The following is a 17,677-nucleotide window of genomic DNA, read 5'->3' on the forward strand; positions in this document are numbered from 1 at the left end:
GGCGATCGCTTTGTTCAATCCGCCACAGGCGGGTGTCCCCCACGGTGGGGGCATGCACGCCACCGCGGCCGCCACCCTCGCGGTCCTCCTCCTCACCGTCGGGATCACGCACTTCCTCCTCCCCTCCTACTTCCGCACCCTGGTCCCCGCCTGGATGCCGTTCCCCGGCGCGCTGGTCGCGGTCAGCGGCGCGGCCGAACTGGCAGTGGGGGCCGCTATCCTCCTACCCGGTTCCCGGGCCGCCGGAGCCTGGGCCGCCGCCGCGCTGCTCACCGCGTACCTGGTCTCCCACCTCGACGCGCTGCGCGTCGCCGACCGCGCGGCGCCCCGCCTGATCGACCGGCCCTGCGGCGCCGTGGCCCGCCTCGCGGTGAACGCGGTCCACATCGCCTGGGCGGTGGCGGTCGCCGTCACGGCGGGCTGACCCCGTCCGAGGGGTCAGAGTCGGAGTTCGAAGACCATCCGGTCCACACCGGGCGCCTCATAGTCGGCGTGCGGCCCCGTCACCTCGAACCCGAACGCCCGGTGGAAGGCGATCGACCGCTCGTTGACCGGCGAGGTGATCGCCCGCACCACCGTCCGCTCCTGCCGACGGGCCGCGTCGACGAACCGCTCGTACAGCCGACTCGCCAGACCCGACCTGCGATGTTCCGGCGCCACCCCGACGAAGTGCACGTAGGACTCCTCCGGCCGGGACGGCGACGCGAACCCCACGAGGAAACCCGCCAGCTCCTCCCCGGCCTCGGCCGTGAGGCTGCTGGCGTGGAAGTGGTCGAGGAACAGCCGGGGCAGCACGCCCGCGATCGGCCGCCCCCACCAGTCGTCGCACACCGCCATGATCCGCGCGTGGTCGGAGGGACGGGCGGTACGGATGCTGACATCGGACACGGGAAGGGTCTCCTGCTCACCTCGGTGTTCGGGCAGGCGATGATAGCCCCCGCACGGGCGACGGCGCGGATCAGGACGTCCCGAACGCCTCCCGGAACGGCGATCGGACCGCGTCGTCCCCCGTCACCGCGAACACGACGCGCCCGAACACCCCCGCGAACTCCCCGTCCAGGTGTTCCGCGAAGGCCCCCGCCACCTCGGCGGGACGGTTCCCGAACACGCCGCAGCCCCACGCGCCCAGGACCAGGGTGTCCGCGCCCCGGTCGGCGGCCACCGCCAGGACGCCCCGGGACCGGCGCGCCAACACCCCGGGGATCCGGTCCGCCTCGCCCGTCGCGTTGCGCTCGACCATCCTCCGGTTGGGTGCGGCGCACGTCAGGAAGGCCGCCACCACGGGCTGGGGCAGCCACCCGCCCCGGTCGTCCCGGAACACCGGGACGCTCGGTGAGTGGATCACCCGATCGGTGTAGAGCAGGCTCCGCTCACGCCGGTGGTGGTCGTAGAACTCCGGACAGGCGGTCAGTGACGCGTACAGCCCGCTCGACCTGGCCAGGCTCTCCTCCTGGGCGCGGGCCCCGTTGGCCACACCCCCGCCCGGGTTCCGGGCGGACGCGAAGTTCAACGCCGCGACCTCACCGCTCCCGGACACCCGTGTGAGGGCCTCCAGGGTGCTCTCGTCCGTGACCTCGAACCGGGTTCCGCGCCCCGCCCCCCGCGACGGGTCCAGGTCCCGCAGCTCCTCGGGCGGGTAGATCCGGGTCCCCGCGCGCATCGCCGCGAGCGCCCCCGACAGATCCACCGTGCGGCCGCCGACCGTGTACCGCTCCTCCTCGACAGCGGCCCGGGTCTCCCGCCACACGCGACGCAGCCGCTGTGACACGCTCTCTCCTTCCGGTCCACGAACCGACACGAACCTATCCGGCGGCGCACCGCGCCCCAACCGGTTTTCGCCAGGCCGAAAACCACTGGCGACGCCGACCAGAGGGGGAGCATCCTCGGAACATGGACTCCAAGCGCCGTGTCCGCACCTCCAGGTTCCTCTCCCTCGTCCTGCGCCACGACCCCGCCCGCGCGGGCATCACCCTCGACCCCCAGGGCTGGGCGGACATCCGCGCACTCCTCGACGGCTGCCGCAGCGCCGGTCACCGCGTCACCCACGCCGAACTGGTGGAGATCGTCCGTACCAACGACAAACAGAGGTTCGCCCTCAACGCCGACGGCACACGCGTACGCGCGCGTCAGGGACACTTCGTCCCGGTCGACCTGGCGCTGGAGCCGACCGCTCCCCCGGAGCTGCTCCACCACGGCACCGTCGGCCGCTTCCTGCCCGCGATCACCACCGAGGGCCTGCGCTCCATGAGCCGCCACGACGTCCACCTCTCGGCGGACGAGGCCACCGCCCGGAGGGTCGGCGCCCGCCGCGGCGCACCGGTCGTGCTGGTCGTCGCGGCCGGGCGGATGCACGCCGACGGGTACGCCTTCCGGGTGACCGACAACGGCGTCTGGCTGGTCCCCGAGGTTCCGCCGGAGTACCTGGGGGCGCCCGTCAGCCGGGCCTGACCGCGCTGAAGATCGCCGTCCCGGGGATCATCCGGCCGCGGACCGGCCCCCAGCCGCCCCACACCCGGTCGTGCCCCTCCGGCCACTCCGGTTCGACCACGTCGCGCAGGACCAGCCCGGCCCCGGTGATCCCCCGGATCCAGTCGCCCACGGTCAGGTGGTGTTCGACGTAGACCGCCCGCCCCCGTTCGTCCTCCTCCACGTAGGCGCGCCGGTCGAAGTAGGACTGGTGCACGGTGAACCCGTGCTCGGTCGGGTCGTCCGGGAAGCACCACCGCACCGGATGGGTCACCGAGAACACCAGGCGCCCGCCCGGCCGCAGCACCCGGCCCGCCTCGGCGAGCGCGTCCGCGGCGGCGGGAACGAACGGGAACGCGCCGAAGGCGGAGAACACCACGTCGAACGACGCGTCCGCGAACGGCAGGCGCTGGGCGTCCGCCTGCGCCGTGGGCACCCCGAACCCAGTCTCCTCATCGATCCGCCGCGCGTGCTGGAGCTGACGCCGGGCGAGGTCGACTCCGACGACCTCCCGTACCCCCTGGGACCGCAGCCAGCGGGCGCACTGGCCCGCGCCGCACCCGACCTCCAGGAACCGTCCGCCGCGCGTGTTCGCCAGGTCGAGCAGGTCCGCGTCGGCCTCGGTCAGCCCCTCGGGGCACCACACGAACCCGGTGTCCCCGAGGAAGCCCCCGTGGTCGGCCTGGTAGGCGTCGGCCGCCGCGTCCCACCACAGCCGACCCGCCCGGGCACTCTCCTCCGGGTCGACCGCGCGCCGCTCGACCCGCCCCGGGTCCGGGTAGTCAGCCTCGTCCGGCACGGTCCGCCACCTCCTCCACGAGCCCGGCGCCCGCACCGTCCGTTTCCGGGGACGACTCCGCCTCCCGCGCGTCCCGCACCTCGCGGCGGACGAGGAACACCCACCCGCCGATCGCGATGAGCGTGAACACCCACCACTGCACCGCGTAGGACAGGCTCATCCCCGATTCCAGCTCCTGCACGGCGACGCGTTCGGGGGCCGGGTCGGGAGCCGGGTCCTGGCTGGTGAGTTCCACGTACCCCGCGTAGACGGGGTAGGGCAGCTCCTCGGCGAGCGCGTCGACGTCGACGATCATGATCTGCCCCTCGGGCAGGCCGCCGCGGTCGCGCACCCCGGTGTTCTCCTCGGTCTCGGAGAACTGGAGGCGGCCCTCGATCTCGATCTCCCCTTCGGGCACCGGCGGTACCTCCGGTGTGTCCCGGGCGGTCTCCCCGGGCGGGATCCAGCCCCGGTTGACCAGGAGCGCGGCCCCGTCGTCGGTCACCAGCGGGGTGAGCACGTGGAACCCGACCCCGCGTGACCCGTCCCGGTTGCGCAGCAGGAACTGGTGTTCGGTGTCCCAGGTGCCGGTGGCCTCGACCGTGCGCCACCGGTCGTCCCGGTCCACGGTCCCGCCGACCTCGGTGAGGTCGGAGACGGGCACCGGATCGGCGGCCAGGTTCCCCTGTTGCAGGTCGACCGCGGCGCTGCGCTGCTCCCACCGGTCCAACTGCCAAAAGCCCAGCCACACGAAGCTGGGCACGATGAGCACGACCAGCGCGTGGAACGCCAGCATGCGTGAGGAGAACAGGACTCTGAGCACGTCTTCGAGGTTATGAGACGTCCCCGGCCGACCCGCACCGCCCCCGCCGGGGCGTCCGAAGGCCGACCCGGACACGCGAGGGGCGGGGCCCGGAACACCGGGACCCCGCCCTCACCGTCTCTGTTCTGGTCCTCCGCCTCGCCTCGGTCCGCCCGTCATCCTCCCCCGCCCTCGACGGGCGCCTCCGGCGCGGTGGCTCCCTCTCCGTCACCCTCAGGGGTGACCGTTCCGGGGAAGCAGGACCTAGACCTCGTCCTCGGCACCCGCCGCCGCGCGACGCCTGCGCGCGAAGTACAGACCGGCGCCACCGGCCCCGATCGCCGCCAGACCGGCCGCGACCAGGCCGCCCAGGGCGGTACCGGTCACCGCGAGCTGCTCGTCGGCCTGCGGCTTCTGGTCGTCGCCGCCGTCGGAACCGCCGTCGGTGTCGTCCTCGTCGTCGCGGCCGCCGTCGCCGCCGTCACCGTTGTCGCCGTCATCACCGCCGTCGCCGTCGTCACCGCCGTCACCGCCGTCACCGCCGTCACCGCCGTCACCGCCGTCACCGCCGTCGCCGTCATCACCGCCGTCACCGCCGTCGCCGTCATCACCGCCGTCACCGTTGTCGCCGTCATCACCGTCATCACCGCCGTCATCCGAGATCTGCTCCATGCAGGCGGCCTCGGCCAGGCCGAGCACGGACACCGCGTTGCCGCAGATCTCGACGGCGGCGTCGACCGGGACGATGATCTGGTTGCCGCTGGCCACACCCCCCGAACCGTCGGTCGTGGGGGCTCCCTCGTTCTCGGGGGAGGCCTGGATGACGTTGATGATCGTGGTGCACTCGGCGCTGGAACCGCCCAGGATCGCGACCGAGTTACCGCAGACGTTGAGTGCGACGTCGACCGGGATGATGATCTGGTTGCCGCTGGCCACACCGCCGGAGCCGTTGGTGGAGGCGGTGGAGGCGGGTTCGTCGGACTCCTCCTCCAGAGCCTCGACCACCTCGACGCAGTCGGCCTCGGAGATCCCGCCGACGGCGACCGCGTTGCCGCAGGCGTCCACGGCGGCGTCGACCGGGACGATGATCTGGTTGCCGCTGGCCACACCCCCCGAACCGTCGGTCGTGGCGCCCTGCCCGCTGGCCTCGTAGAGCACCTCGGACACCTGGTCGCACTCGGCGCTGGAGATGCCCAGCACCGCGAGCGCGTTGCCGCACAGGTCGGCCTGGACGTCGGCGGGGACGATGACCTGGTTTCCGCCGCCCACGCTGCCGGAACCGTCCGTGGACGTGTCGGCGAGGGCCGCGGTCAGGGGGGCGACCACGAGTCCGGCGGTGAGGACGGTCGCGAAGGGGTAGCGGAGTGTGTTGCGCATCGTGCTGCTTGGACCTTTCACGGAAGACAGCCAGGTGATCGCGCCGGAGGTGGCGCGAAACGCCGCGGGTGGAACCGAATGCGTGTCAGACCGCGGAACGGTTCCTCCGCCGCGGCGGAGGCGGGCCGGTCACCGGTGGCGGTGAATGAGGCGGGGCGGCCCACGTACGTGCGGAGGTCGCGGCTCCTTGGGGATCTCCTCTGACGAGAACCGGCGACGGACCGAAACGTTAGCAAGCCCTCGGGGCCGCGCAGGCGTTTTTCGGAAATGTTTATCCGCTCCATGAACACTTTACGCACATGCAATGCGACCCAGCGAAGTGAATCCTGGTCAAAGACTTATCTTTGATTACTCTGCGCACACGAACAAGAGCTTAAAGTGTCAATTCCCAGTGAAGAAAATTTTGGACCCGCAACCCGAGATCCACTAAACAACTTCGTTGATTAGTGCCCGTAACCACGACCAGACACCATTCTTGACACCCGAATCCGGCGTGTAATAGCAATATGCCCGATTGATGCGGAAAGTCGGAAATGAGAGATCCGCTCCGGGGAAGGAGAACCCGCCTTCCGACACGCCCCGCCGGGTCCGTTCCCCCGCTCCCCCGTTCCTGCGCACCATGGGCGGGGACCCGAGCGACCGAGCGATGCCACCCGACCGCGAACCACGGCAAACCAGGCACACGGGACACGCGTCCCACACGATGGAAACCCCGACGCCCCCCGTCTCCAGGAGCCACCGATGCCGTCCCGCCCCCAGGCCCCGTTGAGCGCCGGCGCAGCACTGCTCGCGGGCGCGCTCCTCACCACCGCCTGCTCCCCCGACGCGCCGACCGACGACACCGGGGAAGAAGCGGCCGCCCTCCAGGGATCCACCGCCTCGCCCAGCGACGCGCCCAGCCCCTCCCCCGAGGACACCGATCCCCTCACCATCGCCTTCGGCGGCGACGTCATGTTCGAGGGTCTGCTCGAATCCCGGCTGAACGACCCGTCGACCGCCATGGGACCCGTCGCGAGCCAGCTCTCCGCCGCCGACCTGGCCATGGTCAACCTGGAGACCGCCGTCACCGAGGGCGGCACCCCCGCCCCGAACAAGCAGTACGTCTTCCGCGCCCCCGCCACCGCCCTGGAGGCCCTGGACGCCGCGGGGGTGGACGTGGCCTCCGTCGCCAACAACCACGGCATGGACTACGGAGAGGCCGGGCTGGCCGACACCCTCGCCAACGGCGCGGCCTCGCCCGTCGCCCTGGTGGGTGCGGGCAACGACGCCGACGAGGCATACGCCCCCCACATCGCCGAGGTCAACGGACAGACGGTCGCCCTGTTCGGCGCCACCGACGTCCTCGACGACCACCTCATCGGCGCCTGGACCGCCGGCGAGGGCAAGCCCGGCCTGGCCTCCGTCAAGGGGGAGTCCCGGGAGCGGATGCTGGCCGCCGTGGCCGAGGCCGCCGCCGAGGTCGACAACGTCGTCGTGTTCCTGCACTGGGGGCTGGAGGGTTCGCACTGCCCGATCGGGCACGCCCCCACCCTGGCCGAGGAGCTGATCGACGCGGGCGCCGCCGCCGTCGTCGGCGGTCACGCGCACGTGCTGTCGCCGGGCGGCTTCGTCGGCGACTCCTACGTCCACTACGGACTGGGCAACTTCGTCTTCTACAACTTCAACGGACCCACCGCCGAGAGCGGTGTCCTCACCCTCACCCTCGACGACGGGCGCGTCACCGAGTCCGACTGGGCGCCCGCCCGTATCCAGGGCGGCGTCCCCGTCCCCTACGAGGGCGCGGCCGCCGAACAGGCCCACCAGACATGGGTGGGCCTGCGCGACCAGTGCGGTCTGCCCCTGTCCGACTCGCCCGCGTAGGGGACCCTCCCCCGCTACAGGCCGGGCGCCGCGACGCCGTGGCGCTCGGCGACGGCGGCGATCTCCGACAGGAGCGCGTGGCGGCGCGCCGTACCCAGGTAGGAGGCGCGCACCCCGTTCGCGGCCAGCCGCACCAGGTCGGCCGGGGACAGCCCGAGCGCGTGGGCGGTGCGGTACTCACGGGTCAGGTCGGTACCGAACATCGTGGGATCGTCGGTGTTGAGCGTCACCAGCAGCCCGGCGTCCAGCATGCGCGGCAGCGGGTGGTCACCGATCTCCCCGATCGCGCGCGTGCGGACGTTGGAGGTGGGGCTGACGTCCACCGGCACCTGTTCGTCGACCAGGCGGGCGACCAGGTCCGGGTCCCGCATCGAGTCGATACCGTGGCCGATCCGCTCCGCGCGCAGCACGTCCAGCGCCTCGCGGACCCGCTCGGGGCCGCCGTGTTCACCGGCGTGCGGCAGGCTCGCCAGGCCCGCCGCGCGCGCCCGGCCGAACACCCCCGCGTACTGCTCCAGCGGGCTCTCCACCCCGCCGACCCCGAACCCGACCACGCTGTGCGGTGCGTCCCTCAGCACCGCCTCGACCGTCCTCTCCGCGCTCTCCAGACCGAAGTCGGCCGGGAAGTCCGGAATCCACCGCAGCTGGAGGCCGTGGTCGCGCTCGGCCGCCGTCCTCGCGTGCTCGATCCCGTCGAAGACCACCCGGGCCGGGACCCCGCGCATCAGGTGCCCGTACAGGCTCACGTGCAGCTCCGCGTACCGCACGTTGTGCTCGACCAGCCCCTCGGCCACCACGGACGTCAGGAGGGCGAAGTCCTCCTCGTCGCGCAGAGCGCCCACCGACTCCAGGTACACCTCGACGAAGTGCGGGAAGTCGGTGAAGGCGTACCACTCGCGGAGGGACTCCAGGCTGTCGGGGACCTTCGTCAACCCGTGCTTGCGGGCCAGGGTGAACAGGGTGTCCGCGGGCATGGAGCCCTCCAGGTGGACGTGGAGTTCCACCTTGGGCAGATCCCTGATGAGCGCGTCGACGGCCGACGGGGTCGGGTTGGTGTCCATGTGCGCGAGACTACGCGCGCGGGCACCCCGTCCCAACCCCGGCGGCGGAAGCTCACACCGACCCGTGAGATCCACGCGGTGCCCGCCAGCACCGGGGGACGGACCGGTGGATCACCGGTCGAAGGGACCGACGGATCGCCGTGCCGCCGACCGACGTGTGTCCGGAGGCCGTGGTCGCCGGTCAGGGACCCCCGTGGGCCATGGCGTGTGTGTGACGGCCACCCCCGTGGGCCAGCCGTGCCACACCGCGGGCACCGCCGGAAAGTGTCGTACCCAGGGGGTAGCGTCCGCCCCACACGAACGGTGGCGATGACAATCGATACCAAAACCGACGAAGGGGACATCCGTCACATTCGCCGGTACCACCGTCGTGACCTCGAACGACACCCGTACCACGGAGGTCGCGGACACTTCCGCAACGATCTCCGGAACGAAACTGGAATTTCCACGGAACCAGGTGATTCCGGAAAGGCATCATAGGTGGCGTGACGACAAATCCCCGAAGCTCAACGTCCCAGCGGCCGCGACGGTCCCCTGGCGGCGCGAACGGGTCCCACGTGTCGCGCGAGAGCCGTGGGCCGGTCAACCTCGCCGCCGAGGACCTCGCCTTCGCCCAGGCTCCACTCCGCAGACTCCCCGCACAGCAGCGCAGCATGCTCAGAGTCCAGCGCATGCTCGACTGCTGCGCGGAGCTCCTCGACGAGATCGGCTACGACAACCTCTCCACCACCCGCATCGCCGAACGCGCCGGCGTCGCCATCGGGTCGGTCTACCAGTTCTTCCCGGACAAGAAGGCCATCACCCAGGCCCTCGGCCTGCGCTTCCTCGACCAGTTCGGCGCACGCGTCACCGAACGCCTGGCCGACGCCTCCTTCTCCCACTGGACCGTGGCCGTCGACACCGTCATCGACGAGTACATCGACATGCACCGCACGGTCCCCGGTTTCCGGAGCCTCCACTTCGGCGACATCGTCGACCGCAGACTCCTCAACGGCGGCACCGACAACAACCGGGTCATCTCGGTCCGCCTGCGGGGGATCATCGTCTCCGTCACCGGTATCCCCGACACCGACGACCTCGACCGCGCCATCCACGTGGCCGTCGAAGCCGCCGACTCGGTGCTCAAACTCGCCTTCCGCCACGACCCGGAGGGCGATCCCGACCTCATCCGCGAGGCCAAGCGCCTGGTCAGCAGCTACCTGTCCGACTTCTCCCAACGCAACGGAGGCGACCACCCGTGGTAGCCGACGCCAGCACCCTCACCCGCCCCCTCACCGGAACGGCCGCGGGTGTCCCCTACCTGGCCCTCCCGCCGGCCACGACCGACGCCCCGGCGCCCCTCGTCCTCGCCCTGCACGCGTTCGAACCGCCCCGCGGCGAGGCCGCCCTGGCCGGGGCCGTACCCATGACCCCGCTCCCCGCGTGGCGCGTGTACCTGGGGCTGCCCCTGTTCGGGGCCCGCCTGCCCGAGGGCGGCGTCGCCGAGGTCAACCGGCGCGGCGAGCGCGACTACCTCGTCGAACTGTTCGGCCCGGTGGTCGAGGAGGCCGCCGCCGAACTGCACCGCGTCACCGACGCCCTCCGCGCCCTCCTCCCCGTCACCGAGGACCCCGTCGGTCTGGTCGGCGTCGGGGCCGGAGCCTCCGCCGCGCTGCTCGCCCTCGCCGAGAGCCGGCTGCCGATCGGCGCGGCCGCCGTCGTCAACCCCGTCGTCGACCCCGCCCTGGCGCTCGCGGCCCGCGAGCGCCGCACCGGCTCCCCCTACGAGTGGACCGCCCGGTCGCGCCAGACGCGTGAGTGGCTGGACTTCACCGCCCGGGCCGGGGACGTCGCGCGCGGCCGCACACCGCTGCTCATCGTCAACGGCGGACGGGACGACGTGGTCTCCCCCGGAGACGGTCTGGCCCTGCACGACGCACTCCGCACCCAGGGCGCCGAACATGCCCTACGTCACATCGTCGTCCCCGACCTGGCCCACACGATCGGTCCCGAGCCCGGCCTCGACCCAGGACCGCTCACCCCGGCGGGCGTCCTCACCGACCGTGCCCTCACCGAGTGGCTCCACCGGCACCTGACCTCTTCCTCGCAGGTCCAGGCGGCCGCGGAGACCTAGCGGGCCGCTCCTCCGACAGGCCCGCGCCCCGCCCCGACACCCCGACACCGGCCGTTCATCGTGTGCACCCTCCGCCCTCTCCCCACGTCCGTTCGGCGGACGCCGCCGCGACAGCTGGTACACGTTGCATGGGATCATCCAGTGGCGACCGCGCGAGCGGTCCACCTGACCGTTTCGACTCATCCATCAGGAGGGCGAACCACGTGACGGAACCGGCACCGGTCTTTGCCAGCGGGGTCGACAACGAGCGGATGAACGCGCAACTGCGCTTCCTCCTGGAGGTCGACAAGCTCAAGCGCGTCCTGCGGCAGAACCTGCTGGTCGACGGCTCCCGCCGAGAGAACGCGGCGGAGCACTCCTGGCACCTGGCCCTGGCCGCGCGCACCTTCGCCGAGTACGCCCCCCGGGGCACCGATATCGACCGGGTCGTCGAGATGCTCGTCCTGCACGACATCGTCGAGATCGACGCCGGGGACACCTACCTCTTCGACCAGGTCAACGCCGAGACCCAGGCCGAGCGCGAACGCGCCGCCGCCGACCGCATCTTCCCCCTGCTGCCCGAGGACCAGGCCGAACGGGCACGCGAGCTGTGGAACGAGTTCGAGGCCCGCGACACCCCCGAGGCCCGCTTCGCCCGGGCCGTCGACCGGCTGGCGCCCATACTGGCCAACTGGCACAACGAGGGCGGCACCTGGCTGCGCTTCGGGGTCACCCGTGCCCAGGTGATGGAGAAGGTCAAACTGATCGCCGAGGGCTCCGAGGCCCTGGGCGCCTACGCCGCCGCGCTGGTGGAGGACGCCAGTCGGCGCGGGTACTTCAAGGGCTGAGGAGGGACCCGGGCCGGGAGGGACTCAGATCCGGCCCATGACCAGCTGGAGGGCGGCGGTCAGACCCACGGCGACCACGCACACCCGCAGGGCCGCCGGGCTGAGCCGACGTCCGTAGCGCGCGCCCAGGTTCCCGCCGATGATCGTGCCGGCCGCGATCAGCGCCACCACCGGCCACGCGGGCGCGGCGAAGACGACGTAGAACGCCGCGGCCGTGCCGTTGGCGATCGTCGTGAGCACGTTCTTCAGGGCGTTGAGGCGCTGGAGGTCGTCGTCCAGGGCCGTGCCCAGAATGCTCAGCAGGATGATCCCCTGCGCCGCCGCGAAGTAGCCGCCGTAGACGCCGGTCGCGTAGCAGCCCACCGGGAGCAGCGGGCCGCCGTTCTCGGACGCGGGCCTGTGCGACCGCGCCCAGGCGGAGATCCGGGGCTGGAGGAGGATGAGCACGCACGCCGCGCCGATCATGAACGGCACGACGGTCTCGAACACCCCCGGCGGCAGGTAGACGAGGAGCATCGCCCCGGTGATCGCGCCGATGAAGGCCGCGCCGCCCAGGCGCAGCATCCGGGTGCGCTGCCCCCTCAGCTCGCGCCGGTAGCCGATGGCGCCGCTGAGCGACCCCGGGGCCAGTCCGACCGTGTTGGAGACGGTGGCGGTGATCGGCGGGTAGCCGAGTGCCAGGAGCACGGGGAAGGTGAACAGGGTTCCCGACCCGGCGATGATGTTGATCCCCCCGGCCGCGACCCCGGCCAGGAGGATGGCCGCGGCCTCCCACAGTTCCATCCCCGACACTCCAGCTCCGTACCGATCCCCGAGCGGCCGGGGAAGATTCCCCACAGACTACGAGAACCGGTCATCGGATCACGGGGCGGGGTGCGCGGAGCACTGTGCCTGCCTCGGGACCCGCCCGCCCCGGCCCGAACGGCTCAGGGAGCCCGGACGACGTCGTCGCGCAGCCGCTCGAAGGCTTCGCCGACACCCTGGAGCGCCCTGCCCATCTCGGACGGGACGACCCACACCTTGTTCGCGTCGCCGCGCGCGATCTCCGGAAGCTTCTGGAGGTAGTGGTAGGCCAGCACGTCCTGGTCGATCCGGCTGGCGTGCAGGGACTTGAACACGATGTGGATGGCGTCGGCCTCACCCCGCGCCCGGAGCGTCTGGGCGTCGGCGTCGGCCTTGGCGGTGAGCATCTGCGCCTCGGCGGCACCCTTGGCCCGGAGCACCGCCGCGGAGCGCTCACCCTCGGCGCGCAGCACGGCCGACTGCTTCTCGCCCTCGGCGCTGAGCAGCTGGGCGCGCTTCTCGCGGTCGGCGCGCATCTGCATCTCCATCGCCTCCTGCACCGAGGAGGGCGGTTCGATGCCCTTGAGCTCGATCCGGCTGATCTCGATGCCCCAATCGGCCGTGGCCTCGTCCAGGACCGTCTTCAACTCCCGGTTGATCTCGTCGCGGGAGGTGAGCGTGGCCTCCAGGTTCATGCCGCCGATGACGTTGCGCAGGGTGGCCAGGGTGAGCTGCTCCACGGCCTGGATGAAGTTGGCGACCTCGTAGGTGGCCCGGTAGGCGTCGACGACCCGGACGTAGACCGCCGAGTCGACCTCCACCGCGAGGTTGTCCTCGGTGATCGCCGACTGCGGCGGGAAGCTGACCACCTGCACCCGACGGTCGATCCGTTCCCGCACCTGGTCCACGCCCGGGACGACGATGTTGAACCCCGAGTTCAGCGTCCGGTGGAACTTGCCGAACCGCTCGACGACGTCCTCCATCGAGTGCGGGACGATGCGCACGCTCCGCCAGAAGATGAGCAGCAGAACGGCGACGAAGAGCGCGACGATGATGATCGTGGTGGTCATGGGGCAACCCCCGTCTCAAGGCGGGGGGCGAAGATCAGCAGCGGCATCAGGGCGGCTCCGGAATTTCCCAACGGGGTCAGGGGAGCGGGCGCGGACCACGCACCGGCGGCCCCGCCCACCCGATGATCATAAAGCGCGCCGAAATGGAGCGATCCGTTCACCGCTCGATGACGCTACCCCATATGCCTCAGAGGCGGCCATATATGGACAGACATAGGAATTGTGGCCAATGGATTGCTCCGATTGACTCAATCCCAAATTGTCAGAGAGCGCGGGCACTCCACCGGTCGCCGTCGCGCTCCACCTTCAGCGGCAGGTCGAAGGTCTCCGACAGCGTGTCCGCCGTCATCACCTCGTCCAACGGGCCCGCGGCGACCACACCGCCCTCCCGCAGCAGCAGACCGTGCGTGAAGCCCACCGGGATCTCCTCCACGTGGTGTGAGACCACGACGAGCGTCGGCGCGGCCTCGTTACGGGCGAGCGCGCCCAACCGCCGCAGCAGATCCTCACGGCCGCCCAGGTCCAGCCCCGCGGCGGGCTCGTCCAGCAGCAGCACCTCCGGGTCGGCCATGAGGGCGCGGGCGATGAGGACGCGTTTGCGCTCCCCCTCGGACAGCGTGTGGAACTCGCGGTCGGCGAGGTCACCCACCCCCCAGTGGCCGAGCAGCGCGCGGGCCCGCCCGTAGTCCGGGATCCCGTACTCCTCCCGGAACCGGCCCAGGTAGCCGTAGGCGGCGCTGAGCACCAGGTCGATGACCGGGGTCCCCTCCTCGATCCGCCCCGCGACGGCGGCGCTCGCGTAGCCGATCAGCGGCCGCAGCTCGAACACGTCGACGCCGCCGAGCCGCTCGCCGAGGATCTCCACCGCACCCTCCGTCGGGAACAGCTGGCTGGAGACGACGTTGAGCAGCGTGGTCTTCCCCGCGCCGTTCGGGCCGAGGATGACCCACCGTTCACCCTCCCGGACCGTCCAGTCGACCCCGTCCAGCAGGGCCGAGCCCCCGCGCCGCACCGTGACCCCGCTCAGGCCCACCACACGCCCGTCCATCGTCCTCCCTCACATCACATGTCCCGTACCGGTGCACCGGCCGACCTACCCTGTAGCAATGCATCTCACGTCCGCACCGCTCGTCGCCTGGGGCAACGCCTGGCTGTCCGGACACGTCGGACTGGACGACGCCGTCGACGCCGTGGAGCGCCGCGGCGGTCCCAACCTGATCGGGACAGTACCCGCCGACGACCTGCCGTTCGACAGCGGTGTCCCCCTGCGGGCCGCGCTGGTCCGGCTGGGCGGCCTCGGGTTGTCGGTGTTCCGGCTGGCGCTGCCCACCTGGGGGGATCCGCTGGGACTGGTCGGCCCCAAGGAACTCAACCAGGCCGCCGTGGAGGCCCGGGAGGGCGTCCTGGTGCAGCTCGCCGACGAACAGGTGGGCCTGGTGCCCACGCCCGACCGGCGGGGATCATCCTATGTGGGCGTCTCGTGGACGCCGTTCCGGGCCGCCGACGCCGTACCCCAGGTCCCCGACCTGGCCGAGGCCGAGCAGCGGCTCAAGCTGACCCTGCTGGAGGTCACCCGGACCCTGGAGGGCGTGGACGACGTCACCGGGTTCGGGCCGAAGGTCCTCGGCGCCCTGGAGACGCGGCAGGCGCCTCCGCTGGCGCACGGCTACCCACCGCGCGCCCACCGGCTGGCCGCCCAGGCCGAGCGGATCGCGCACGTCGTCGAGCTGGCCGAACCGTTCTCCGGCCGGGGGCTCACCGCCCACCAGGCGGAGAGTCGCCGGGAAGCGCTCCGGCGGCTCGACATGGCCGTCCGGCGCGCCCGGGTGGCCGCGCACGCGGCGATCGACCCGCGCCGTTAGGGAGTGTCCCGCGGACGCACCCCCGTGGGCCGCGGGTGAGCGAATCTCGGGGTTCTCCCAGGGGCGTTACCTGATCCGGCACGACCGGTCACCCCCAATACTGGATGGCAGGTGGAGACGAGGGAACGAGGAGACCATGCAGCCCGACCACATCCGTGCCTCCGACGCGGACCGCGACGCGGTCGCCGCCAGGCTTCGGGAAGCTCTGGCTGAGGGCCGGCTGAGTCCGGTGGAGCTCGAGGAGCGGCTGGACGGCCTCTACCGCGCCAAGACCATCGGCGAACTCGCTCCCCTGGTCCAGGACCTTCCGGCGCACCAGCGGGGGGAACATCCCGCCCTGGACCCCGAGGCCCGGGACCTGGCCGGGCAGAGCAAGGGTTCGGAGAACCTGGTGGCGGTCTTCGGCGGCTGCGAGCGCAGGGGCCGCTGGCTGGTGGAGCCGCGCACCAACGTGTCCGTGCTGTGCGGCGGGGTGGAACTGGACCTGCGCGAGGCCGTTCTCAGCCAGAACGAGGTCACGATCCAACTGGCCGTCATCCTGGGCGGGGTCGACATCACCGTGCCGCACGGGGTCAGGGTGATCAACAACACGTCCGCGATCCTGGGCGGGGCCGACGTGCACGGTACCGACCAGGTCACGGAGCCGAACGCCCCCGTCGTCCGGCTCACCGGGACCTGTGTGCTGGGCGGAATCGACGTCAAGGCGAAGAATTCCAAGCGCCGGTAGCTGTCCACATAGTGAACGACCTGCGAAAAGAGGCTGACCTGCCGATCACGAGCGGGGGCGGGCCGAGTACCGTGGATGGCGTCATGAATGATGAAACCACGTTGTCGGTCACGGTGACCGGACGGGACCGTCCGGGCATCAGCGCGCGTCTGCTCAGCACCCTCTCCGTCTTCCCGGTGACCATCGTCGACCTGGAACAGGTCGTCCTCGGCGGCCGTCTGGTCCTGGGCGCGATCCTGGAGGTGGACGAGCGCGTCGCTCCCGGCGTGACCCGGCACCGGGTCTTCGAGGAGGTCCGCAGCGCGCTGGACAAGACCGCGATCGACCTCGACATGGAGACCGAGTACGGGGACGGCAACGGGCGGGTCAACGCCTACGACCCCCACCGCCTGCACGTCACCGTCCTGGCGGATCCGCTCCGCCCCGGCGCCCTGGCCGCGATCACGTCCTGTGTCGCCCGGGCGGGGGCCAACATCGACCGCATCGAGCGGCTCTCCAGCTATCCGGTGACCTCCGTCGAGATGGACATCTCCGGGGGCGACGCCGACCAGCTCCGCGCCGAGCTCGCGATGGAGGCGAGCACCCAGGCCGTGGACGTCGCCGTCCAGTCGAGCGGGCTGCACCGCCGGGGCAAGCACCTCATTATCATGGACGTGGACTCGACCCTGATCCAGGGTGAGGTGATCGAGCTCCTGGCCGCCCACGCGGGCTGCGAGGAGGAGATCGCCAAGGTCACCGAACAGGCGATGCGCGGGGAGCTGGACTTCGAGGAGTCGCTCCGTGCCCGGGTCGCGCTGCTCCGCGGGCTGGACGCCTCCGCGATCGACCGTGTGCGCGAGGAGATCGTCCTGACCCCGGGCGCCCGGACCCTGGTGCGTACGTTGAAGCGCCTGGGCTACGAGTGCGGGATCGTCAGCGGCGGGTTCACCCAGATCACCGACTCCCTCGTGGAGCTCCTGGACCTCGACTACTCGGCGGCGAACACCCTTGAGGTCGTGGACGGCAAGCTCACCGGTGAACTGGTGGGGCCGATCATCGACCGCAAGGGCAAGGCGACGACCCTCCAGCGGTTCGCCGACGAGGCCGGTGTCCCCCTCACCCAGACGGTCGCCATCGGCGACGGCGCCAACGACCTGGACATGCTCCAGACCGCGGGACTGGGCGTGGCCTTCAACGCCAAGCCCGTCGTCCGGGAACAGGCGGACACGTCGGTGACCGTCCCCTACCTGGACGCGATCGCCTTCATCCTGGGCATCACGCGTGAGGAGATCGAGGCCGCCGACCTCCACGGATAGGACGCGGGCGGGACGGGAGGCGAGGACTTCCCCACCCCGGTTCGTGCACCCCGGCGCACCGCCGTGTCGCGCCCGGCGGAAGAGAAGTCAGACGGGCTGGAGAACCGGGGTGGGTCAGTCGGCCGCGGCGGCGCTCCCAGGGAGGCGGCGGCCTGTCGGGACTCCAGCTGGCCGGTAGCCCCGCACGTAGTCGACGATGAAGTGTTTCGGGTGGGCGGTGGCGCGCTCCGGGTGGTCCGCGGGGAACTCGTAGATGTTCAGCATCAGCTGCATCGGGTAGTCCGGGAACTGGTCGAGACTGCGCTGGTGGTGGCCGTCGATGGAGAAGGCGACGTGCTCCGGGATCCATTCCACGGTGTAGGTGTGGAGCCGGCGGGCGTCGATCTCCACTCTGACCTGCGTGAGTCTTCATGGAGAGCGGGGTCGTCGAAGGAGTGGATGCCCATGCCGACGGCTGCCGACTCGGGTGAGACATCACGTCCGAAGATCTCGGCGACGCAGATCTCCCCCGACTGCGCAGGAACCTCTTCGTAACCGATCATCCACAGACCACGGCGCGTGTACGCGACGACTCCGACAAGGCCAGCGGGATGTTCACAATCGCACAAGCCCGCGCACAAAAAAGAAGAAGAGGGCCACCCACAACAGGCGACCCC

Annotated in this window: 19 protein-coding genes and 1 pseudogene; 9 read left to right on the top strand and 11 right to left on the bottom strand. The window is 71.4% G+C overall.

Going from position 1 to position 17,677, the window contains the following annotated elements; all coding sequences use genetic code 11:
- The first annotated feature begins 52 nt into the window (after positions 1 to 52).
- Positions 53 to 424 (top strand): hypothetical protein, encoded by a 372-nt coding sequence (locus DVR05_RS21315; protein ID WP_116247677.1) that lies wholly within the window; start codon positions 53 to 55, stop codon positions 422 to 424.
- Positions 425 to 438: 14 nt separating this feature from the next.
- On the opposite strand, the gene DVR05_RS21320 is transcribed toward DVR05_RS21315, so the two are convergent.
- Both DVR05_RS21320 and DVR05_RS21325 read right to left on the bottom strand, forming a co-directional pair.
- Positions 439 to 888: a GNAT family N-acetyltransferase gene (locus DVR05_RS21320; RefSeq protein WP_116247678.1), complete on the bottom strand. Its 450-nt coding sequence runs from the start codon at positions 886 to 888 to the stop codon at positions 439 to 441.
- A gap of 70 nt (positions 889 to 958) precedes the next feature.
- Positions 959 to 1,768 carry a TIGR02452 family protein gene (locus DVR05_RS21325; RefSeq protein ID WP_116247679.1) on the bottom strand — a complete coding sequence of 270 codons (810 nt, stop codon included), beginning with the start codon at positions 1,766 to 1,768 and terminating at the stop codon, positions 959 to 961.
- Positions 1,769 to 1,890: 122 nt separating this feature from the next.
- Here DVR05_RS21325 and DVR05_RS21330 point away from each other — a divergent pair, with 122 nt between their 5' ends.
- Positions 1,891 to 2,448, top strand: a complete 558-nt coding sequence (locus tag DVR05_RS21330; RefSeq protein ID WP_116247680.1) for an RNA 2'-phosphotransferase — start codon at positions 1,891 to 1,893, stop codon at positions 2,446 to 2,448.
- On the opposite strand, the gene DVR05_RS21335 is transcribed toward DVR05_RS21330, so the two are convergent.
- From DVR05_RS21335 to DVR05_RS21345, 3 genes are all read right to left on the bottom strand, one after another.
- Positions 2,435 to 3,265 (bottom strand): class I SAM-dependent methyltransferase, encoded by an 831-nt coding sequence (locus DVR05_RS21335; protein ID WP_116247681.1) that lies wholly within the window; start codon positions 3,263 to 3,265, stop codon positions 2,435 to 2,437. The genes DVR05_RS21330 and DVR05_RS21335 overlap by 14 nt on opposite strands.
- Complete coding sequence (locus DVR05_RS21340; RefSeq protein WP_116247682.1) at positions 3,249 to 4,067, bottom strand: SURF1 family protein; 819 nt, start codon at positions 4,065 to 4,067, stop codon at positions 3,249 to 3,251. The genes DVR05_RS21335 and DVR05_RS21340 overlap by 17 nt, the downstream gene beginning before the upstream one ends.
- Before the next feature lie 243 nt (positions 4,068 to 4,310).
- Entirely contained in the window at positions 4,311 to 5,423 is a 1,113-nt protein-coding gene (locus tag DVR05_RS21345) for a chaplin (protein ID WP_116247683.1), read from the bottom strand.
- A gap of 741 nt (positions 5,424 to 6,164) precedes the next feature.
- On the opposite strand from DVR05_RS21345, the gene DVR05_RS21350 reads away from it, so the two are divergent.
- Positions 6,165 to 7,283 (top strand): CapA family protein, encoded by a 1,119-nt coding sequence (locus DVR05_RS21350; RefSeq protein ID WP_116247684.1) that lies wholly within the window; start codon positions 6,165 to 6,167, stop codon positions 7,281 to 7,283.
- A gap of 14 nt (positions 7,284 to 7,297) precedes the next feature.
- Here DVR05_RS21350 and add read toward each other — a convergent pair whose 3' ends face one another.
- Together add and DVR05_RS27550 are read right to left on the bottom strand one after the other, a co-directional pair.
- Positions 7,298 to 8,344 (bottom strand): adenosine deaminase, encoded by a 1,047-nt coding sequence (add, locus tag DVR05_RS21355; RefSeq protein WP_116247685.1) that lies wholly within the window; start codon positions 8,342 to 8,344, stop codon positions 7,298 to 7,300.
- A gap of 91 nt (positions 8,345 to 8,435) precedes the next feature.
- Positions 8,436 to 8,590 (bottom strand): annotated as a pseudogene (locus DVR05_RS27550) (aldehyde dehydrogenase (NADP(+))); the annotation flags it as partial.
- Positions 8,591 to 8,997: 407 nt separating this feature from the next.
- Here DVR05_RS27550 and DVR05_RS21365 point away from each other — a divergent pair.
- The 3 genes from DVR05_RS21365 (at position 8,998) to DVR05_RS21375 (ending at position 11,284) form a co-directional block, all read left to right on the top strand.
- Positions 8,998 to 9,588, top strand: coding sequence for a TetR/AcrR family transcriptional regulator (locus DVR05_RS21365; RefSeq protein WP_116247700.1), 591 nt, complete (start codon positions 8,998 to 9,000; stop codon positions 9,586 to 9,588).
- The gene (locus tag DVR05_RS21370) at positions 9,582 to 10,457 is read left to right on the top strand and encodes a S9 family peptidase (RefSeq protein ID WP_116247686.1); all 876 of its coding nucleotides are present in this window, start codon (positions 9,582 to 9,584) and stop codon (positions 10,455 to 10,457) included. The genes DVR05_RS21365 and DVR05_RS21370 overlap by 7 nt, the downstream gene beginning before the upstream one ends.
- Positions 10,458 to 10,660: 203 nt before the next feature.
- Positions 10,661 to 11,284, top strand: a complete 624-nt coding sequence (locus DVR05_RS21375; protein WP_116247687.1) for an HD domain-containing protein — start codon at positions 10,661 to 10,663, stop codon at positions 11,282 to 11,284.
- Positions 11,285 to 11,308: 24 nt separating this feature from the next.
- Here DVR05_RS21375 and DVR05_RS21380 read toward each other — a convergent pair whose 3' ends face one another.
- The 3 genes from DVR05_RS21380 to DVR05_RS21390 form a co-directional block, all read right to left on the bottom strand.
- A complete protein-coding gene (locus tag DVR05_RS21380) occupies positions 11,309 to 12,067 on the bottom strand; it encodes a sulfite exporter TauE/SafE family protein (RefSeq protein WP_116247688.1) in 759 nt (252 codons plus the stop codon).
- 143 nt (positions 12,068 to 12,210) lie between these two features.
- Entirely contained in the window at positions 12,211 to 13,137 is a 927-nt protein-coding gene (locus DVR05_RS21385) for an SPFH domain-containing protein (RefSeq protein ID WP_116247689.1), read from the bottom strand.
- Between the two features lie 262 nt (positions 13,138 to 13,399).
- A complete protein-coding gene (locus DVR05_RS21390) occupies positions 13,400 to 14,185 on the bottom strand; it encodes an ABC transporter ATP-binding protein (RefSeq protein ID WP_116247690.1) in 786 nt (261 codons plus the stop codon).
- A gap of 58 nt (positions 14,186 to 14,243) precedes the next feature.
- Between DVR05_RS21390 and DVR05_RS21395 the strand changes: the two genes are divergently transcribed.
- The 3 genes from DVR05_RS21395 to serB all read left to right on the top strand — a co-directional run bounded on the left by DVR05_RS21395 (position 14,244) and on the right by serB (position 17,021).
- Complete coding sequence (locus DVR05_RS21395) at positions 14,244 to 14,999, top strand: hypothetical protein (protein ID WP_116247691.1); 756 nt, start codon at positions 14,244 to 14,246, stop codon at positions 14,997 to 14,999.
- A gap of 136 nt (positions 15,000 to 15,135) precedes the next feature.
- Positions 15,136 to 15,726 (top strand): DUF1707 domain-containing protein, encoded by a 591-nt coding sequence (locus DVR05_RS21400; protein ID WP_116247692.1) that lies wholly within the window; start codon positions 15,136 to 15,138, stop codon positions 15,724 to 15,726.
- 83 nt (positions 15,727 to 15,809) lie between these two features.
- Entirely contained in the window at positions 15,810 to 17,021 is a 1,212-nt protein-coding gene (serB, locus tag DVR05_RS21405; protein WP_116247693.1) for a phosphoserine phosphatase SerB, read from the top strand.
- 114 nt (positions 17,022 to 17,135) lie between these two features.
- On the opposite strand, the gene DVR05_RS27140 is transcribed toward serB, so the two are convergent.
- Positions 17,136 to 17,411 carry a glycoside hydrolase family 16 protein gene (locus DVR05_RS27140; RefSeq protein ID WP_198659281.1) on the bottom strand — a complete coding sequence of 92 codons (276 nt, stop codon included), beginning with the start codon at positions 17,409 to 17,411 and terminating at the stop codon, positions 17,136 to 17,138.
- Between the last annotated feature and the right edge of the window lie 266 nt (positions 17,412 to 17,677).

Origin of the sequence: Nocardiopsis sp. FIRDI 009, from assembly GCF_003386285.1 — a bacterium.
Lineage (GTDB): Bacteria > Actinomycetota > Actinomycetes > Streptosporangiales > Streptosporangiaceae > Nocardiopsis.